General features: G+C 54.7%; 17 protein-coding genes and 1 pseudogene. 5 read left to right on the top strand and 13 right to left on the bottom strand.

Annotation, left to right across the window (positions count from 1 at the left end):
- Positions 1-51: 51 nt before the first annotated feature.
- From ftsX to G5B42_RS06460, 7 genes are all read right to left on the bottom strand, one after another.
- Positions 52-924, bottom strand: a complete 873-nt coding sequence (ftsX, locus tag G5B42_RS06490) for a permease-like cell division protein FtsX (RefSeq protein WP_181339642.1) — start codon at positions 922-924, stop codon at positions 52-54.
- Positions 914-1600 (bottom strand): cell division ATP-binding protein FtsE, encoded by a 687-nt coding sequence (gene ftsE / locus G5B42_RS06485; RefSeq protein ID WP_181339641.1) that lies wholly within the window; start codon positions 1598-1600, stop codon positions 914-916. Before ftsE ends, ftsX begins: the two co-directional genes overlap by 11 nt.
- Positions 1601-1706: 106 nt before the next feature.
- Positions 1707-2060 carry a hypothetical protein gene (locus G5B42_RS06480; protein ID WP_181339640.1) on the bottom strand — a complete coding sequence of 118 codons (354 nt, stop codon included), beginning with the start codon at positions 2058-2060 and terminating at the stop codon, positions 1707-1709.
- A gap of 123 nt (positions 2061-2183) precedes the next feature.
- Entirely contained in the window at positions 2184-3383 is a 1200-nt protein-coding gene (locus tag G5B42_RS06475) for an argininosuccinate synthase (RefSeq protein WP_181339639.1), read from the bottom strand.
- 103 nt (positions 3384-3486) lie between these two features.
- Positions 3487-3732, bottom strand: coding sequence for a putative signal transducing protein (locus G5B42_RS06470; RefSeq protein WP_181339638.1), 246 nt, complete (start codon positions 3730-3732; stop codon positions 3487-3489).
- 76 nt (positions 3733-3808) lie between these two features.
- On the bottom strand, positions 3809-4012 hold the full coding sequence (locus tag G5B42_RS06465; RefSeq protein WP_231133309.1) for a DUF1540 domain-containing protein: 204 nt from the start codon (positions 4010-4012) through the stop codon (positions 3809-3811).
- 55 nt (positions 4013-4067) lie between these two features.
- The gene (locus tag G5B42_RS06460) at positions 4068-4814 is read right to left on the bottom strand and encodes a ZIP family metal transporter (RefSeq protein ID WP_181339636.1); all 747 of its coding nucleotides are present in this window, start codon (positions 4812-4814) and stop codon (positions 4068-4070) included.
- A gap of 32 nt (positions 4815-4846) precedes the next feature.
- Between G5B42_RS06460 and G5B42_RS12340 the strand changes: the two are divergent.
- Positions 4847-5095, top strand: a pseudogene (locus G5B42_RS12340) (DMT family transporter); the annotation flags it as partial.
- Between the two features lie 25 nt (positions 5096-5120).
- Positions 5121-5363 (top strand): DMT family transporter, encoded by a 243-nt coding sequence (locus tag G5B42_RS12140; RefSeq protein ID WP_407926904.1) that lies wholly within the window; start codon positions 5121-5123, stop codon positions 5361-5363.
- Between the two features lie 312 nt (positions 5364-5675).
- Here the strand turns inward: G5B42_RS12140 and ypeB are convergent, their stop codons facing one another.
- A complete protein-coding gene (gene ypeB / locus G5B42_RS06445; RefSeq protein ID WP_181339634.1) occupies positions 5676-7142 on the bottom strand; it encodes a germination protein YpeB in 1467 nt (488 codons plus the stop codon).
- 204 nt (positions 7143-7346) lie between these two features.
- On the opposite strand from ypeB, the gene G5B42_RS06440 reads away from it, so the two are divergent.
- A complete protein-coding gene (locus G5B42_RS06440; RefSeq protein WP_181339633.1) occupies positions 7347-8855 on the top strand; it encodes an IMP dehydrogenase in 1509 nt (502 codons plus the stop codon).
- A gap of 103 nt (positions 8856-8958) precedes the next feature.
- On the opposite strand, the gene G5B42_RS06435 is transcribed toward G5B42_RS06440, so the two are convergent.
- Positions 8959-10284, bottom strand: coding sequence for a DUF1015 domain-containing protein (locus G5B42_RS06435; protein ID WP_331274062.1), 1326 nt, complete (start codon positions 10282-10284; stop codon positions 8959-8961).
- Positions 10285-10312: 28 nt separating this feature from the next.
- Positions 10313-12607 carry a HelD family protein gene (locus tag G5B42_RS06430; RefSeq protein WP_181339631.1) on the bottom strand — a complete coding sequence of 765 codons (2295 nt, stop codon included), beginning with the start codon at positions 12605-12607 and terminating at the stop codon, positions 10313-10315.
- A 247-nt stretch (positions 12608-12854) separates the two neighbouring features.
- On the opposite strand from G5B42_RS06430, the gene G5B42_RS06425 reads away from it, so the two are divergent.
- The gene (locus G5B42_RS06425; protein ID WP_181339630.1) at positions 12855-13679 is read left to right on the top strand and encodes an HAD family hydrolase; all 825 of its coding nucleotides are present in this window, start codon (positions 12855-12857) and stop codon (positions 13677-13679) included.
- Positions 13680-13725: 46 nt separating this feature from the next.
- Here the strand turns inward: G5B42_RS06425 and G5B42_RS06420 are convergent, their stop codons facing one another.
- Genes G5B42_RS06420 through G5B42_RS06410 form a run of 3 tightly spaced genes read right to left on the bottom strand, consistent with a single transcriptional unit; the run spans position 13726 to position 16792 of the window.
- Complete coding sequence (locus G5B42_RS06420; protein ID WP_181339629.1) at positions 13726-14715, bottom strand: M42 family metallopeptidase; 990 nt, start codon at positions 14713-14715, stop codon at positions 13726-13728.
- The gene (locus G5B42_RS06415) at positions 14712-15737 is read right to left on the bottom strand and encodes a M42 family metallopeptidase (RefSeq protein WP_181339628.1); all 1026 of its coding nucleotides are present in this window, start codon (positions 15735-15737) and stop codon (positions 14712-14714) included. Before G5B42_RS06415 ends, G5B42_RS06420 begins: the two co-directional genes overlap by 4 nt.
- Positions 15728-16792: a M20/M25/M40 family metallo-hydrolase gene (locus G5B42_RS06410; protein WP_181339627.1), complete on the bottom strand. Its 1065-nt coding sequence runs from the start codon at positions 16790-16792 to the stop codon at positions 15728-15730. The genes G5B42_RS06415 and G5B42_RS06410 overlap by 10 nt, the downstream gene beginning before the upstream one ends.
- A gap of 192 nt (positions 16793-16984) precedes the next feature.
- Between G5B42_RS06410 and G5B42_RS06405 the strand changes: the two genes are divergently transcribed.
- Complete coding sequence (locus G5B42_RS06405) at positions 16985-17890, top strand: PorV/PorQ family protein (RefSeq protein WP_231133294.1); 906 nt, start codon at positions 16985-16987, stop codon at positions 17888-17890.
- The last annotated feature ends 8 nt before the right edge of the window (positions 17891-17898 follow it).

Genomic DNA, 17898 nt, shown 5'->3' with positions numbered 1-17898 from the left:
ATCTGCCTTTGGTTCTCTAAGAGCATATGAGGAGAGCCGGGCCGTTATAACTTAAACTTTGAGGTGTCTTTTCAGGGAAAGGTGGCTGCCAAGGCCGCCAAAGAAAAGCCCCATGCCCAGAAGGACGGCCGTTAGTTTTAATTCAAGCTCCGGTCCGGACAAAAGGGGAAGAAAACGGCGATAGTGTTGGATCTTTTGGACCAGGAAGGAGTAACCCTCCCTTAAAATCAGGAGCGCCACACCAGCGCCGAGTAACCCCAGGATAATTCCCTCCAAGATGAAAGGCCAGCGCACAAAGGAGTCGGTCGCGCCGACCAACTTCATAATCTCAATCTCTTGGCGGCGGGCGTAAACCGTCAGTTGGATCGTGTTGACAACGATATATAAGACGGCAAAAGCGGTCAGAAAGAGGAGGGCAAAGCCGAAGACCATAATCAAACGGATCACGATCTCCAGAAACTTTACAAAGTCCTGCTTAAAGACGACTTCTTCCACCCCGGGGACGGCTGCTGCCAAGCGCGCCAGTGTTGGCAGGTCCGCCGTTTCCTGGACGGAGAGGTTGAAAGCCGCCGGCAGGGGGTTTTCCCCATCAAGGAAAAGGTTCTGGTTACCGAGCATTTTTTCAAGTGCCGCGGCCCCTTCGGCTTTGGAGACATATTTAACACTCTTCACCCCCGGGAGGGCGGCCAGTTCCGCACCGATCTTCTCCGGATTCGTCACGTTTGGCTCCAAAAAAACGCGCAGTTCAATTCCTTCCCAGGCCAGATCGGTCAAATGGTGGAGATTGGCCGTGAGGAGAAAAAACAGCCCAAAGAGGAAAAGCCCGATGGTGATGATCCCCAAGGCGGTTAAGGTCATGACGCGATTGCGGACCAAGCCGCGCAGGGCTTCGCGGAGAAAATAAAAAAAGGTTCTAGGTTTCAAGGGTGTAACCTCCTTTGGGCGTATCCCGAACCAGTTTTCCCCGGTCTAAGGCGATGACCCGCCGGCGCATCTGATCCACGATCTCCCGGTTATGGGTGGCCATCACAATGGTGGTCCCGCGCCGGTTGACCTCCCGGAGCAGCTCCATAATCCCCCAGGAGGTATCGGGGTCGAGGTTTCCGGTGGGCTCGTCGGCCAGTAACAAGAGGGGCCGGTTGACCAGCGCCCGGGCTAAACAGACCCGTTGTTGTTCACCGCCGGATAATTCCGACGGGAAAAGATTGGCCTTGTTTAAGAGGCCAACCAGTTCCAAGACTTCATACACCCGGGGTTTAATCATCCGGGGTTTGGCTTCAATTACTTCCAGGGCAAAGGCGACGTTTTCATAGACCGTTTTTTGCGGTAACAGTTTATAATCCTGAAAGATCACGCCGATATTCCGCCGAAGGAAGGCGATCTCCTTTTTTTTGAGATAAGCCAAGTTCTGCTGGTTGACGGAGATCAGGCCGGAAGTGGGGACCTCCTGGCGGATGACCAGGTTCAGGAAGGTGGTTTTTCCGGCCCCGCTGGGACCGACCAGAAAAACGAACTCGCCCTTTTGCACGATGAGAGAAACCTGATCCAGGGCCACGACGCCGTTGTTGTAGATTTTGGTGAGTTTTTTGGCGATCAACAAGGTAACCACCTCGGAATGGGGTTATCGAATCTTTCTTCGACAAGCCAAACCAATCTCCTTCAGGTAAAATGGCCAATAAAAAACCCACCCGTGAAGGATGGGTTTTTCATTTATGGTAATAGTAGAGAAGATAACCGTTCGGCGCTGAAGAGCGGACTTCCTTCAGCGACGGCAAGGTGTGCATCAAGCGAAATTCTAGCCGAATAAACGTGTTAAAATCGATGATCGAGCCCAATTCCGCCAGGGCGACACGGCGTAGCTCGCCGTTTTTGTGGAAGAGAATCTCCATTTCCGTTCCCGGTGGGAGGAGCGCATTCCTGATGTCGGCAAGGAGTTCAGGCTCAATTTCTTCGACAGGGTAGGATAAGTGGTAAAAAAAACCGCTGCCCAGCGTGGAAATGGTCTCCGGCGTCCAGTCTTTATTGACGATCAGGCGAACGCCTTTGGTCCCGGTCCCCACTTTAATCCCCCTTTCTCCTTGCGGTGGTTGTACAAGAAGCGCTTTCTTTAAAGTATTATATGAAAGGGAGAAATGAAGAGTGTCACCGGGGGCACCGGGAGAAACACCCCATTCGCCCGGGGACTAGTCCTTTTTGACCATATGCCAGACCTGTTGGGGAAGGCCGAACAGCTTGATGAAACCTTCGGCGTCTTTCTGGTTATAAACACTGTCTTCCTCGAAGGTGGCCAGGTCTTGCCGGTAAAGACTATACGGGGATTTCCGCCCGACCGGGAGGCAATGGCCCTTCCACAGTTTCAGGCGGACGGTGCCGGTCACTCGTTCTTGCGTCTTGTCAACAAAGGCATCCAAGGCCTCGCGAAGGGGTGAGAACCACTGGCCATAGTAGACCAGCTCGGCGTATTTTTGGCTGAGATGTGCCTTAAAGTGCAGTGTATCGCGTTCCAATGTTAAGTACTCCAGTTCCCGGTGGGCAAGGTAAAGGATGGTGCCGCCGGGCGTTTCGTAAACACCCCGCGATTTCATGCCGACCAAACGGTTTTCCACAATGTCAATCCGGCCGATCCCGTGTTTTCCGCCGAGCTGGTTGAGGTGTTCAATCAAGGCCACGGGTGAATAGGATTGGCCGTTGACGGCCACCGGGATCCCCTGTTCAAACTCGATCGTAATCTCTTCCGGGGCGTCGGGGGCCTTTTCCGGGGCCACGGTCAAGCGGAACATCTCTTCGTCCGGCGGTTGCCAGGGGTCTTCCAAAACGCCCCCTTCATAACTGATGTGCCAAAGGTTACTGTCCATGGAGTAGGGTTTTTCTTTTGTGACGGGAACGGGAATTCCCTTTTTGGCGGCATAGTCAATGGCGTCCTGCCGCGAGCGGATGGACCATTCCCGCCAGGGGGCGATCACTTTCAGTTTTGGGTTAAGGGAGCGGAAGGTCAATTCGAACCGGACCTGGTCATTGCCCTTTCCGGTGCAGCCGTGGGCGACGGCATCCGCCCCTTCTTTTTCGGCAATCTCCACTTGTTTTTTGGCGATCACCGGCCGGGCAATTGAGGTTCCCAAAAGATACTTGCCTTCATAGATGGCGCCGGCTTTTAGCATTGGGAAAATGTATTCGGTCACAAATTCGTGGCGCAGGTCCTCGATGTAAATCTTACTGGCCCCGGATTGCAGTGCTTTTTCCCGGAGGGGTGCCAGCTCTTCACCTTGGCCGACATCGGCGGCAAAAGCAATTACTTCGCACCCGTAATTCTCCTTTAACCAGGGAATAATAACCGAGGTATCAAGCCCGCCCGAATAAGCTAGTACTACTTTGGCAATCGTCATCGTTAAGACCTCCTTTGTCGTTACGATTCTAATTATATAAAATAAAGACCGGCGGATCAATAATTTTTATGCAAATATTATGTATAATTATATAAACAACTGTTTACTTTTGGCACGGGTTGTCCGGTTCGTGGTTGAAGGGCGAGGCCGTTAAGAGGGCTTTGGCCTGGGGTAAGTCGTCGGCTGGGACTTGGATCTTGAGGCCGAAGGCACCACCGTAAATCTGATTTAAATTGCGATCGGGAATGAAACACCTGATGCCGGCACCAGCCAGGAGGCTTTTGATCAGATCGGCTTCCAAGGGGTTGTTGACTTCCGTAAGCGTCCGCCATTGGGTGTGGGTTGACATTATTCATCCCTCCCGCCTTTCCGGAGAAAACTATAAACGAAAAAACCGTCTGTCTTTGGGACAGACGGTGCAGGTTTCACATGTTTTTGGGTTTGAAGGTCCGGCAGTAGGTGGCCTTCGAGGTGTCGGCTTCGTTATGACCTCCACCCAGCGTTCCGATCTCCATATCCGGGTTGAACCGTTGGTTGTCAACCTCAATGGTGTCCGCGACACAGATGTTATTCTGATCCCAGTAGTGACAGCTGTCCACGTAGCATTTTACCTTTACTCGATTATTCATATTCGGCAATCTTATCGTCCCTCCTTTTTTTTAAGTTTTCCCGCCTCATGTTTTTTTATACTCGGGAGGCAAGGAAGAGGATCAGGAGGCGGGCGCCAGCGGCGCCCAGGGCAAGACCGGTTAAGGCCGACGGCCAACCGGCCAGCCGGGTGGCGAGGGGAATCATTTCCACCAGAACGAGGGTGAGCATAGCCCCACCGGCAAAACCTAAAGCCGTGGCGGACCAGGGGGTGGCGATCTGGCCGAGCAGGCCGCCGAGGAGAGCACCGACCGCCATAGGGACTTCGGCCCAGAATAAAGTCCGGACGATCGGCCACCACTTGGTTTTGCCCAACCGTAAGGTGGTGGCGACCGCAATTCCTTCCGGAATATTGTGCAGCGCCATGAGCAGGGAAAGTCGCCACCAAAGCGCCGAGAAGGGCTCGTGAACGAAAACGGTGCCTACGGCCAACCCTTCGGGGAAATTATGCAGGGCGATCCCGAAACCCAACAAGCGGCCGGTTTTCGTAAAACGGGCTTCGGCGGTAGGGGCGGTGGTTTCTTGGTCAAGTTGGCGGAGGATCAGCAGGAAAAGGGCGCCGGCGATTGTGCCGGTTATAGTGTGCACCGGACTAAGGCTCCAGGCTTCCGGGAAGAGATCCCAAATGACGACGCCGAGCATAATACCGCCGGAGGATCCCATCAGTAAACTCTGTTGTCGCCGGGTGACGGTCGGACACAGTCCGGCCACGACCCCGCCTAAACCGGCACCACTCACCCCAACCAAAAAACCGAGGAAAGCGGCGAATAAAACCAGGCCCAATCTTCCTCCCCCTTTTCTCTTCCATCTTATTCATGGTCTGCCCCGGGATATGCCCCGGCCGGCGCGGGGAAAATAAAGGCAACCGTCGACAAGAGAGGTGGAGGCACGTGTCGATTGTTTTTTTGTTGGTTGCGGGTCTGGCCGGGGCGTTGATGGCCGTCCAAGGTTGTTTGAATTCCTATTTAGGGGAAAAGTTGGGATTAATACCGGCGACCTTCAGTGTCCAACTGCTCGGTACTTTGACGGTGGGCGGTCTTCTCCTTCTGATGGCCAAAGGGGGGGGCTTTCCTCAAGGCCGCGGGCGAGATCCCCTATTATTACTGGCTGGGCGGGCCCATTGGGGTCGCCATCATTTACGGAGTAGCGGTGGCGATCTCCAGGATCGGGGCGGGGAATGCCACCACCGGCATTATCTTTTTCCAGCTGTTGACGGCCTATTTAATTGACCATTTTGGCCTTTTCAATCAGGATACGGTCCCCTTGACCGTAGGAAAGGTCATCGGTATTCTTTTGATGGTCGGCGGAGCTTTTCTTTTATTACGGCGGTAAGGAATAGCTACCGAGAACTAAATGGTGTTTCCGCCCGCTTGAATTTCATGGTACCATATTCTTAGTGAAGCGGAGATCGAAAGCAGACCGTGCGACATGGAGGTCACCCCGGCAAGCAATATTTTCTTAAGTAAGCGAAGAGCGGAAAAAGGCGATCTGGTGGACGACCATAAAAAAACCGGCTTCAGCCGGTTTTGTCGTTTCGATCGTACAGTGTGGGCGCCCCCGCACTTCTACGGGCGGCTGGACGATGGAGATGGCCTTCCTGCGGGCGTACGGACAAGGGTGCCCGGACTTGCCCGCAGGACAAGTTTATCTAAACGGGACACCTTCTTCGTCGATTCGTTGAATGCGTTCCTCCTCGCCGGTGTCGGCGTTGAGGTAAACCCGGTAACGATTTTGTCCGATCCGCCCGACACATTCGTAGGTCAGCACCTCTTGGTACTGGTCATTTAGGATAATCGCCTCTTTGATGGATTCCACGTTGAAGCGCTTGTTTAACCTGCTCCGGGCGGCGGCCACTGAGAGGCCTGGGGTAGAAATCCGGCGCTGCGGATCGTGGAAGGTTAAATAGGACATGGTTTCCACCCCCATGATCTCCCCGTCGTCCAGGGCGACTTGAACTTTGATCATCTCCGGATAGATAACCGTCTCCCCGCTTTGGGAACAAAGGGAAACCACGGCCACATTCCGGTATTCTTCCGCACCCACGGGGGTTAATCCGCGGTAACCTCGGCTCTCCATGTATTTCCGGGCTGCTTCCTTCGCTTCGTCCAACGAAAGTTTTTGTTCAGCGACGCTTCTTTCTTTTAGCATCCAGGCCACGTGTCCGCCTTTGACGGTCACCGCCAAGCGGCCACTGGCGGCGGCTTTACCCTTGTTGTCCTTTTTCTTCAGGGTGTAGAGGTACAGCGGATGGTCGCCATTGATCTTTTCGTCATAAGCCACTTCGTACCGGGGATCCTCTTTGTTCACAAAACTGCTGGCGATTTCCCGCCCTTGTTCCTGGGAGATTTCAGCCCCGGTGATTCCCTTCGGGACCGGCTTGATGCTCAACAGGTTGCCTTCCATCTCCGGATCGGGCAGGCGTTTAAAACCATCCTCCATCATCATAAAACTTTTGGTGATTTTGTTGGTTTCCAAACGATCGGAGACATCGGCCGCCAAAGCCGCGGTGGAGAGGCGATCAACCGGCAGCCACCGTTCGTCCGCTTCCAGGATGCTCTCTTGGAGGTCGACCAACTGGTCGGCCAGGTAGCGGGCTTGTTGGTGTAAAGCATTTAAGGTTTCCCAATCGCGGTCGGATAGATACTGCACACTTTCCCCGGTGGCCGCGGGTACCGCCGCAGAATTCGTATTTTGGTTCAGTTTGGTCACAATACTATGGGAGAAAGCCCCGACCTTCGCTAAAAATTCTTTGGTTCTACTTAGTTCCACCGAGGTTAAGGGCAATTGCCCCAGATCTTCTTGGGAGAGATAGGCTTGGCGCCAAATATCGGAAAAGGTCTTTACCAAGTGTGGACGGGAATTGGAGACCAGAGCTTCCGCCAGTTTGTTTTCTAACTCCCCGACATGGATGGACAATTCGGAAAAGGACCGGTTATATTGGTTTTCCGCTCTAATTTCCCAGTTTCGTCTGGCGCGGAACTGGGTAAAGCCCCAGACTAAAGAGGCGACCAACGCCACCGTCAGCAAGGGAATGGTGACCCGGGAGCGGAAGCGGTCCGTTTCCTCGCCACGGTTTTCCAGATTTCCATGTTCGTGATGTTCTTCCGCCAATCTATCTACCTTCCTTTCTACTATTTGGGTTTGACAATTTCATGACTAATATTCCCCAGAGAAGTTTCGCTATGCACGGAAAAAGCATTGAAAAAGCAAAACCCATGGGTGGCACAGGCGCTTTCCTTCCCGGAATGGGCTTGACAGCAGCCTAAAACTTCTTTATAATTGTTAGAATTTAAAAGAACGGATGGAGGTTGTTCAATGGCTTATTTTTATGATGAACCAAGTCGGACCTTCAGCGAATATTTACTCTTACCCAATTTAACTACTAAGGACTGTGTGCCGGAGAACGTCAACCTGAAAACACCGATCGTTCGGTTTAAACGGGGGGAAACCTCTCCTTTACATCTGAATATCCCTCTTGTCTCGGCAATCATGCAAGCGGTCTCCGGGGAGCGGATGGCGATCGAACTGGCCAGATGCGGGGGGCTTTCCTTTATTTACGCCTCCCAGCCCATCGAAGCCCAGGCCGAGATGGTAAAGCGGGTGAAAAGCTATAAAGCCGGTTTTGTGGTTAGCGACTCCAACTTAACCCCCGAGCATACGCTGGCCGATGTGCTGGCTTTGACCGCAAAAACCGGCCATTCCACCATCGCCATTACCGATGACGGTTCGCCCAACGGTAAGCTCTTGGGGATCGTCACCAGTAGAGACTACCGGAAAGGACGTACTCCGGTCGAGACGAAAGTAAAAGAATTTATGACCCCCTTTTCCGAGATGGTCTACGGCAAGGATGGACTTACCCTCTCGGAGGCCAATGATTTAATCTGGGAGCATAAATTGAACTGTTTACCCATCATCGATGAGGAGCAACGGCTTAAATACCTGGTTTTCCGGAAAGATTACACCGCCCATAAGGAAAATCCGCTGGAACTTTTGGATCAGCATAAAAGACTGATGGTGGGGGCCGGGATCAACACCCGGGATTATCACGACCGGGTGCCGGCCTTGGTGGAAGCCGGGGCGGATATTCTTTGTGTCGACTCTTCCGACGGTTACAGCGAATGGCAGTTTGAGACCATTAAAACGATTAAGGAGAAGTACCGGGGCGAAGTTAAAGTCGGCGGTGGGAACGTGGTGGACCGGGAAGCCTTTTTATATCTGGCCGAAGCCGGGGCTGATTTTGTGAAGGTCGGGATCGGCGGTGGTTCGATCTGTATTACCCGGGAACAAAAGGGAATCGGACGGGGACAAGCTACGGCTGTGATTGAAGTGGCGAAGGCGCGCGACGAATACTTCGACCGGACCGGGATCTATATCCCCATCTGTTCCGACGGGGGGATTGTCCATGACTATCACATCGTGCTGGCCCTGGCGATGGGGGCTGACTTTGTGATGCTCGGCCGGTATTTTGCCCGTTTTGACGAAAGCCCAACCCGCAAGATCCGGCATGGTATGAACTACGTGAAGGAATACTGGGGTGAAGGGTCAAACCGGGCGCGGAACTGGGCCCGTTATGACCATAGAGACGGGGAGCATTTAACCTTTGAAGAAGGGGTTGATTCCTATGTCCCCTATGCCGGGAAATTAAAAGATAACCTTGATTTAACCCTGGCGAAGATCAAATCGACGATGTGCAACTGCGGCGCCCTGACCATCCCCGAGTTACAGAAGAAAGCCCGCCTCACCCTGGTCTCCCCGCTTACCCTGCGGGAGGGCAGTGCCCACGATGTTATCCTCCGGAAAGAGGCCGAACACGATTTTTCTTGAACATTGCTTAACCGGTACGCGGCACGGAAAAAAGCCACCATTGACGGTGGCTTTTTTACTGGCCCGCTCAGGGTTTCGGCCGGTTTGGGTGAGGTGGTGGTAACTAGTCGCGCCGGATTTTGCGCGCTTCGAAATAAAACCGCTTTTCATCGGCTTCCCCCATGGAAAAGGTTTTCCGGGGTAAAGCGCCGTCGCGGATGACGGTCTTAAAGAGATCATGCTTGTTTAAGGGTGGCAGGATTAGGCCGAGGTTACCCGGTTGTCGTCCCAGGGTTTTAATGGTTTCGTCGCCGTGGATATAGTCGATCCGGCATTCCGGATGACGGCGGAGATAAGCATCGAGGAACGGTTGCAAAGTACCGACGGTCAGGACCGAACCGGGTTGCTCAAGGATGACCATGCCGGTGGTGGTGGCGGTGCAAAAGTGAAAATACTGGGTTTCAGGGTTATCCGGTCCTTCTGGCCGGTCGGTAGTAATCCGGCAAGGCAGGTGGCTTTGGAGTTCCCCGAAGAACTGGTCGGCATCGATGTTGAACAAAAGACGGTGGATCGGATGGAAGATCAATCCTTCGTCGTAAAGGTTGACCACTTCAACCAGGCAGAAACGGGCCGGATGATCCTGCAAGGTAGCAGGATCGGTAATTTGCTGTTTAAGCTTCTCCCAGATTGCTTTGGCGGTGGCCAGCGAATGGTTACCGTCACCGACGGCAAACAGAAGGGGTGCTTCGTCCGGGCCGTACCTGGCGGCGGTGAACTCTGGAGTGATCAAACGGGTTAAGGATTGGAAAGTCCGGTTGAGGAGCACCGGATCCGTCAGGTGATAACCGGTGAGGTGTCCGCCGTTCATCATCAGATCAAAATCGTAGAGCAGCGGTAAATCCGAGGTGTGCGCGAATAGTGGTTCGATTACGGTCTGTTCCGGATCATCGAGGAGGAGCATAATATGGGGTACCTCTAAAAGCGCCCCTTCCCGGATTTTAATGCGGGGTGGTAAACGGTCGGCGATCGTCTCTTCGGTGGGGCGGATCAAACTTTTGGTCCCTGGCCGGTAATCATACTTTTCCAGATCGACGGCGAGGAGCAGTCCTTTCCGGGACGGGACATGGGCGGTCCGGCGGTCGATGAGGATCAACCCCGGCTCCAGAGGAACGAGGATTTTTTCCGCCAAGTAGGTACGCATCCGTGCGTTAATCTGTTGGATTTTGGTGTCGACCTCCGGGTCGTCCAAATAAACCTCGGGGAGGATCAGATCGAAAGTGGAAGGCGAATCACCAATCTGCCTTCTGACTTCTGCCCAGTACTCGGGGTTTGATGTATACTGGTCGCAGGCGATCACCGCCCATTTGGTTGGGTCGATGTGGGCGGCGGGGACTAAAACCGTAGGGATCTGGATGCCCAGGTCGGCGGGGTTAAGCACGAAAAAACACACTCCTTTGCTTAAAAATAAAAAAGGATAGTTAATCCTCCCGTGGCGGTTCCTCCGGATAGCTGCTCCTGGTGTAAAGATCCGGGTTGACCCGGGCGAGCAGGGGGGAGAGTTCACCGGTATAATACAGATAAAGCCGGTGTAACGCGCGGGTACAAACGGTATAAAGGATCGGGAGTTCCTCCGGGGTGCGGTAAACCGCGCGGGAGCAATCGCAGATTAAGACGGCATCAAATTCCAATCCTTTGGCCAGATAGGACGGGATGATGACCGGGCCGCCGGCCAGGGTCTTCTCTTCCTTGGTGAGCAGCCGGATCGGGGCCAAGGCTTTTAGTTTTTCGTAAACCGCCTGGCATTCACGGGCGGTTTTGCCGATCACGGCCAGGGAAGAGTAGCCGGTGGCGTTTAAAGCGCGGATCCGGTCGGCGAGGGCCGGGATGAGGAGTTCGGGGACTAAAACCCTCGTCAACACCGGTTTTGGCCCGGGACGGTTGATTGCTTCGGCCGCCACAGCCGGTTCGGGCAGCAACGCATGGGTGAAAGCGGTAATCTCCCGGGTTGACCGGTAACTTTTGTTTAAGGTAAAGGTCTGCGGGTTGCGGCCGGTAAAAACCGCTTCGATCTCGGCGAAGGAACTCCGGTATTGCCGGGGATGGATGGTCTGGTTCGGATCACCGAGGATCGTCAGGGTTGCGGCGGGAAAGAGTTCCTGGATGATCCGGTAGTGAAACAGGGTGTAATCCTGTGCCTCGTCGATGATCAAGTGTTTAATCTCCGGGAACTTGGGGAACCCTTCAATTTTTCCCCGGAAATAAAAGAAGGGGGCCAGGTCTTCATAGAAGAGATGATTGGTGCTGAAGGTTTTCAAAACGGCCTGGCGGAGACGGTTCAGGGTCGCCGGTGGGAACCGTCCGGCGGCCATTTGGGCGAGAAGTTCCCGGTTGGCGAAGAGTTCCCGGTACAGTTGTAAGGAGTCCAGTTCGGACCAGGCGCGGATGGCCGTATAGAGCGGCTGGAGCTTTTTGCGGATGGCCAAGCGGCTACGGGCTTTAATCTCGGCTGCCGTTAACTGCGGATTCTCCTCGGCCAGGTGCTGGGCATACTCCTTTATTTTGCGCGCGGTTACGGGGCGAAGCAGGTAGAAAGCGCGCCGTTGCAACTGGACCAGCCGTTTTTTCAAGGGCAAATAACCATAATAATCATCGTATAGCGCCCGCAGCTCTTCTTTGCGCAGGACCATCTCCCCTTCCAACTGGAGATCGGGAAAGGGCAGACCGCGGGTGGTTAGATATTTTTGGTAATCATCGATCAATGCTAAAAATTCGGGGGTGGTCTGCAGGTAGATCTTCTCCTCCCGGAGGCGATCCTCAGCGCTCCCGTCGGTCGTCAGCGTAAACTCCAGCTGGTTATGGCGGTCTTCGACGGTCAGCCCGGACGGCAGCAAAGGCGCGACCAAATCCTGAAAAGTGGTGCAGAGCGCCATCTCTTCGCCCAATTCGGGTAAAACGTTGGATATGTAGTCGGCAAACAGTTGGTTGGGGGAAAAGATCAAAATATTTTTACTGGTAATCCGGTCCCGCTCTTTATACAGATAATAGGCGGCGCGGTGCAGGGCGATGGATGTTTTTCCGCTCCCGGCGGTACCCTGCACCAACACCACCGGATGATCTTCGTTGCGGATGACCCGGTTCTGTTCCCGTTGAATACTGGTAACGATCGCCCGCATCTTCTCGTCACTATGTTGGCTTAGGATCTCCTGCAGGATCTCGTCGTCGATCTTGATGTTGCAATCGAACATGTATACCAGACGCCCGTTTTCGATTTTGTACTGGCGTTTACGGGTGATTTCGCCGCGGATCACCCCGGCTTCGCACCGGTACTCGGCCGGACCCAGTTCATAATCGTAAAACATACTGGAGACCGGGGCCCGCCAATCGTAAATTAACGGCCTTCCCTCGGCGTCAAGGAGCGTGGAGAGGCCGATATAGATTTCCTCGGCGGTTGGTGTGCCGTCCTCCCGAAAATCAATCCGCGCAAAGTAGGGCGTTTTGAGCATCTTCTGGAGTTTGTAGATCGCCCGCCGGTTGTATTCCACACTTAACTCAGTATTGCGTAAGCCGCTCAGCTGTTGGGTGAGGTTGACCGCGGACGCGAAACTGTCGGCTAGACGGGGCCCGTCTTCCCAGACGTTTTTTCTCTCCTGTTGCAGCAGGGCTTTCAGGCGGGTAAAAAAGGCCTTTTTTGCGGCCAGTTCTTCTTTAATTACCTGCAGGACCATAGCCAAATGCGTTTCTTCGTAGCGGCGGTCTTCCGTTTTGGTTGCCATGTTACCTCCCAAGCTCGGTCGACGAATTGCTTTGCTTATGGTAAAATGAATTATGATATGTTCCCCTGCGGTGCAGGGGATTCCTTTTCCATCTTCTTTAGTTTTTAGCGTCGGTCTGGAATTTTATTTATTATAACAAACTTTTTATTCCGCTCCAAGCGGTGAATGGCAGATTTAGCCAAGGCTTAATAATAGGCATCTCGCCGGGGCCAGCGGTTTACTTTGTTGTCGGGGAGGGATGAGGACGATGGGCAAATTACGGATGCTTGCTTTGGATCTGGATGGGACTTTACTGAGAGAAGACAAAACGATCAGTCAACCAACGCGGAAGATGCTGACTGCATTGCACCAGGCCGGCGTGGAGATTGCCTTTGTGACCGGGCGGATGTATCATTTCACCGTACCGATCCAGGATTTACTCGGGTTTCCCGTTCATTATATCTGTACCGACGGCGCGTTTTTCCAGCCCCGCGGGTGGGAAGCGCCCCACTTGAAGACGGTGGCGCCCGCCGTAACCAAGACGGTCTTATCCTCCTTGGCCGATGAACTGGATGGCGTTTATCTTTTTAGCAACGACCGGATTCACTGTTTCACCGCCACCCCGGATCCGACCATCTTTTCATGGGGTTTTGATCTGCAGGCCGACCCGGACCGGAAGCTGGACCCGCCGGTCAACCAGGTGGAACAGATTGTGATTTACGAAGCGAGGGCGAAAATCAGGGGGATCCAGAAAGCGCTCGGCATGATGTTTCCCGGCCTTGATCAGGAGATTCAACCGTCCTTCAAAAGCGGTTACGAGTATTTGATCATCCGCCCGCAAGGGGTGGACAAAGGAAGTGGTTTAACCCGGTTGGCCGAAATTTTAGGGGTGAAAACCACGGAAACAATTGCTTTTGGTGATTGGCTCAACGATCTGGCGCTCTTTCGCGACGCCGGGTTGTCCATTGCCCCGGCCAACGCCGTGCCGGAGGTAAAGGCCAAAGCGACCATCGTTTCCCGCTACACCAATGAACAGGATTTTATCGTTCGGGAACTGGAACGGCTGTTCCAAGAGGGAAAAATGGTGGTTTGAGGGTGAGCGATGAAAAAAGAGGCTGCCGGCGGCAGCCTCTTTTTTGTTATAACGTAATCGGATGCTCCATGGTGGCGACGACCAAACGGACCGCCGCTTCCAGATCGTTTAGATCGATCATTTCCGAAGGGGAATGGAGGTAACGGCAGGGGATGGAGATGACCCCGGCGGGAATCCCGGCCTTGGTCAGCTGGATCGCACCGGCGTCGGTCCCGCCGAAGGGCAGCACTTCAAATTGATAAGGGATGCCGTTCTTCTCCGCCAGCATCGTCAAGAGCTCTTTGACTTGCGGATGGGTGATCAAAGAGACGTCCTTCACCTTAATGGCCGCTCCTTGGCCCAGCTTCATGGCTAATTTGGGCGCTTCGGGTGTATCACCGGTACCGGTGACATCGAGGGCGATCCCCAGGTCCGGCTCGATGCCGAAGGCAGCGGTTTTTGCCCCCCGCAACCCGACTTCCTCCTGGACCGTAAAGGTACAATAGAGGTCGTTCTGGGGTTTGGTGACACGTTTGAGGGCTTCGATCAGGACCGCACAGCCCACCCGGTCGTCGAGGGCTTTGGCCACGACCCGTTGGCCCAGATCGACAAAGGGATAATCAAAGGCGGCAATCTCGCCTACGTTCACTTTGGTTTTGGCTTCGGCGGCCGAAGCGGCCCCGATGTCAATGTATAACTTTTCCAAGGTCAACTGTTTTAGATCGTCGACCTTTTCGGCCCCGATCACGCCGGCCGTGCCGTTGGGAAACCGCACCCGTTGGGCATAAAGCTGGTGGGGTCTGATCCCGCCGACATTGCCGAAGCGGAGAAAGCCTTGCTCATCGATGGCGGTCACGATCACCCCGATCTCATCCATATGGGCGGCAAATTGCAGTTTGGTCTTGCCCCCGCGCTTAAACGCGATCAGATTGCCCATGGTGTCTACGGTCAGGTCATCACAGTAGTCTTTAATTTCGGCCTGAATGAAGGCGCGGATCTGTTCCTCCCGCCCCGAGGGCGCCGGAATGCTGGTCAAGCGGCGCAATAAATCCTTCATAAAGGTAACCCCCTTTGTTCGATGTCGCGCAAGAAAGCATCGATCAGTTTAACCGTCAATTCCAAGTCATTGAGGTTTAAAACGCCCACCGGCGAATGGATATAACGGCAGGGCACCGAGATCACCGCTACGGGAATGCCGCTCCTGGTCTGGTTAATGGCCCCTGCTTCCGTCCCGCCCGCAGTTGACTCGCGAAATTGATACGGGATCCCGGCTTTCTCCGCGACGGCAACCAGGCGCGTAATCAGGGCCGGGTTGACAATGACCGAACGGTCCATAAAACTGATGGCCGGTCCGGCCCCCAGGCGGGTGGAAGCTTGGTGTTTTTTCAGCGGCGGCACATCCCCCGCGGAGGTAGTCTCCACGACCAGGGCAAGGTCGGGGTTTACGCTAAAAGCGGCGACGGTTGCCCCGCGCAGTCCGACTTCCTCCTGGACAGTGAAGGCAAAAGCCAGGGGCAGACTATACTCCTTTTCCAGTATATTTAACAAAACCGCACAGCCGGCCCGGTCGTCAAGGGCTTTCCCTTTAAAGAGCCCATCCCCGAAAGCCTCCGCTTGGACATCAAAGGCAATGAGATCGCCGATCTTGACGTCCTTCTCGGCCTCTTTGCGGTCGGTAGCCCCGATATCCACAAACAGACTGGTGGTCTTCAGCGGGTGTTCCCGCTCTTCCTTTTCCTGGAGATGGATGGGTTTGGCGCCGATCACCCCGGGGATCCGTTGGGGACCAACCAAAACCCGTTTGGAGACGAGGACCCGTTCATCAATGCTACCGATGGTTTTGATCTTCAGTAATCCGCTGGCGTCGATCCCCACCACCATTAAGCCAACCTCATCCATATGGGCGGAGAGCATGACGAGGGGACCTTTTTTCCCCTGGTCGCGGCGGGCGATGAGGTTGCCCAACCGGTCGGTCTGGATCCGGTCGACGCGTCCCTGGATCCGGTCGTGGATATAGTGACGGACCGCGGTTTCGCCGCTGGAAACACCGTTTAACTCGGATAACTCCTTCAGTAACATTCTAATCCCTCCAAAAAGGCGCGGTCGATCTGCATGATGAATTCGGCCAGGAGACGACCGGTTTCTTTCAGATCGTCCAACGCTAATGTTTCAACGGAAGTATGCATGTAACGGAGGGGGATACAGACCAGGCCGCTGGCGACCCCGGCCTGGGCGATCTGGATGGCGTAGGCGTCCGTTCCCCTGGGAGTTTCCGCCGCTTCGACCTGGTATTTGACCTTCCCGGTTTCGGCGGCGGCGATCAGCTTCTCAAAGATGAGCGGATGAACCGGTGGACCGGTAACAATGACCGGCCCCTGACCCAGCTTAAAGGCTTCGTAATCGGGCAAGCCGGGCATCTCCCCATGGGTAACATCGACCGCCAGCCCGATATCGGGGTTAAGGCCATAGGAACTGACGACCGCCCCCCGGACGCCCAGTTCCTCCTGGACCGTGACGACTGCCAAGACTTCGGCTTCGTGGTTAAAATCTTTCAGGCGGCGGAGACATTCGACCAGCGCTACGACGCCGGCCCGGTCGTCCATGGCTTTTCCGCTGTAAAAAGAGTTTTTCAAAGCACAACAAGTCCGCTTGATCGTAATCGGATCGCCAACCCGCACCAAAGCGGCAATTCGCTCCGGAGCAAGGCCGAGGTCGATGGTCATTTCCTCAATTTTCACGGCCTTCTCACGCTCGTCCGCCTGTTGTAAATGAGGGGGTTTGGCCCCGATGACCCCGGGCAGATCCTCCCGGCCGTGGACGATGACCTCTTGGCCAAGGAGAACCCGTTGGTCAATGCCCCCGATGGTCGAAAAACGGATAAAGCCGTCTTCCAGGGCGGTGACGATCAGGCCGATTTCATCCAGATGGGCGGCCAGCATGATACGGGGTGGTTGCTCGCCCCGGCCTGCTTTCCGGAGGATGATGTTGCCTAACCGGTCGCGGTGGAGGTCGCTGATCCAGCGGCGGCCTTCCCCGTTGGTGAACAGATCAGTGATGATCCGGGCCGCCCGGTCTTCCCGCCCCGAGGGGCCGACGGCATTGGTCAGTTCTTGTAGTAGGGTTTCGGTCTGCACGGATAAAGCCTCCTTTCGTTCTGACTTCTATATTATACCTTTTTTTGCTGGTAAAGTAGAGGAAAATAACGGCGAAAAACACCCTTTTTCTGGTTGAACAATGAAAAAGGGATTAACCCCGATGTGTCGAAATTTGACATACGGTAATGGAACGTGAAAGGAGAGATGGTCATAAAAACAGTAAAAAGATTCTTGCTGGCCATAGTCTTACTGGTCGTGCTGGCGCCGCTTTGCGCCGCTTCCGCACCGGGGTTTGGCGCCCGGGCTATCGGGATGGGGGGCGCTTATACCGCGGTGGCGGACGACGGGAGTGCCGCTTATTGGAATCCGGCCGGAATTACCCAGGTAAAAGTGGGTTTAGCCCTTGACGGCGGGCTGGAGGGAAGTTTACAGCAGATGGAAGCCCTCCAGAAGCAAGATCCCGCTGCCCTCGATAATGCGCTGGGCTTAAAAGCCGGTGCCAGTTTGACCCTGAGTAACTTCGGGCTGCATTATGTTACCGACCAGCGGGCCGCCATCGAATCCGGAGCCGTCCCGAAGACGATGCGGATCGACCAGACCAATCAGGTGGCCTTCACCATCGCCCACGAACTGACCGACCTTTTTGCTTTCGGCCTGAACGCCAAGTATGTAACGGTCAGTACGGAAAAATTTACGGAGACCGGACAGATCGCGCAAGCGGACGGGAAAGGCGTGGCGGTTGATCTGGGCGCCATGTTTAAAGTCGGCAAACTGGTCCGTCTGGGGGCGGTCCTGAAAGACTTTGGGCTGACGAAGCTTGAGCGTAGCGGCGAAGATGAGTGGCCCACACAACTGGTCCTTGGCGGCGCGGTTAAGGTTCCCTTGTTTGGTACGGTCGTCGCGGCCGATCTGGCGACCCCCCTGTCGCAAGACCAGGATCCCACTTTCCATCTTGGCGTGGAGCAGCCTCTGTTGGGTATCTTTGCCCTGCGGGCGGGCGGGTACCATGACAGCGCCGGGTTAAACTTAACGACCGGTTGCGGGCTAAAGCTTGGCCCGGTGGCGTTTGATGTGGCGGCCAACCTGGACGCGGCGAAAGTGACGACGGTTTATGCGACCGCCCAGTTGAAATTCTGATTTTAAGA

The organism is Capillibacterium thermochitinicola (assembly GCF_013664685.1).
GTDB classification, from domain to species: Bacteria; Bacillota; UBA4882; order UBA10575; family UBA10575; genus Capillibacterium; species Capillibacterium thermochitinicola.
This window is presented reverse-complemented; position numbering and strand designations above follow the sequence as displayed.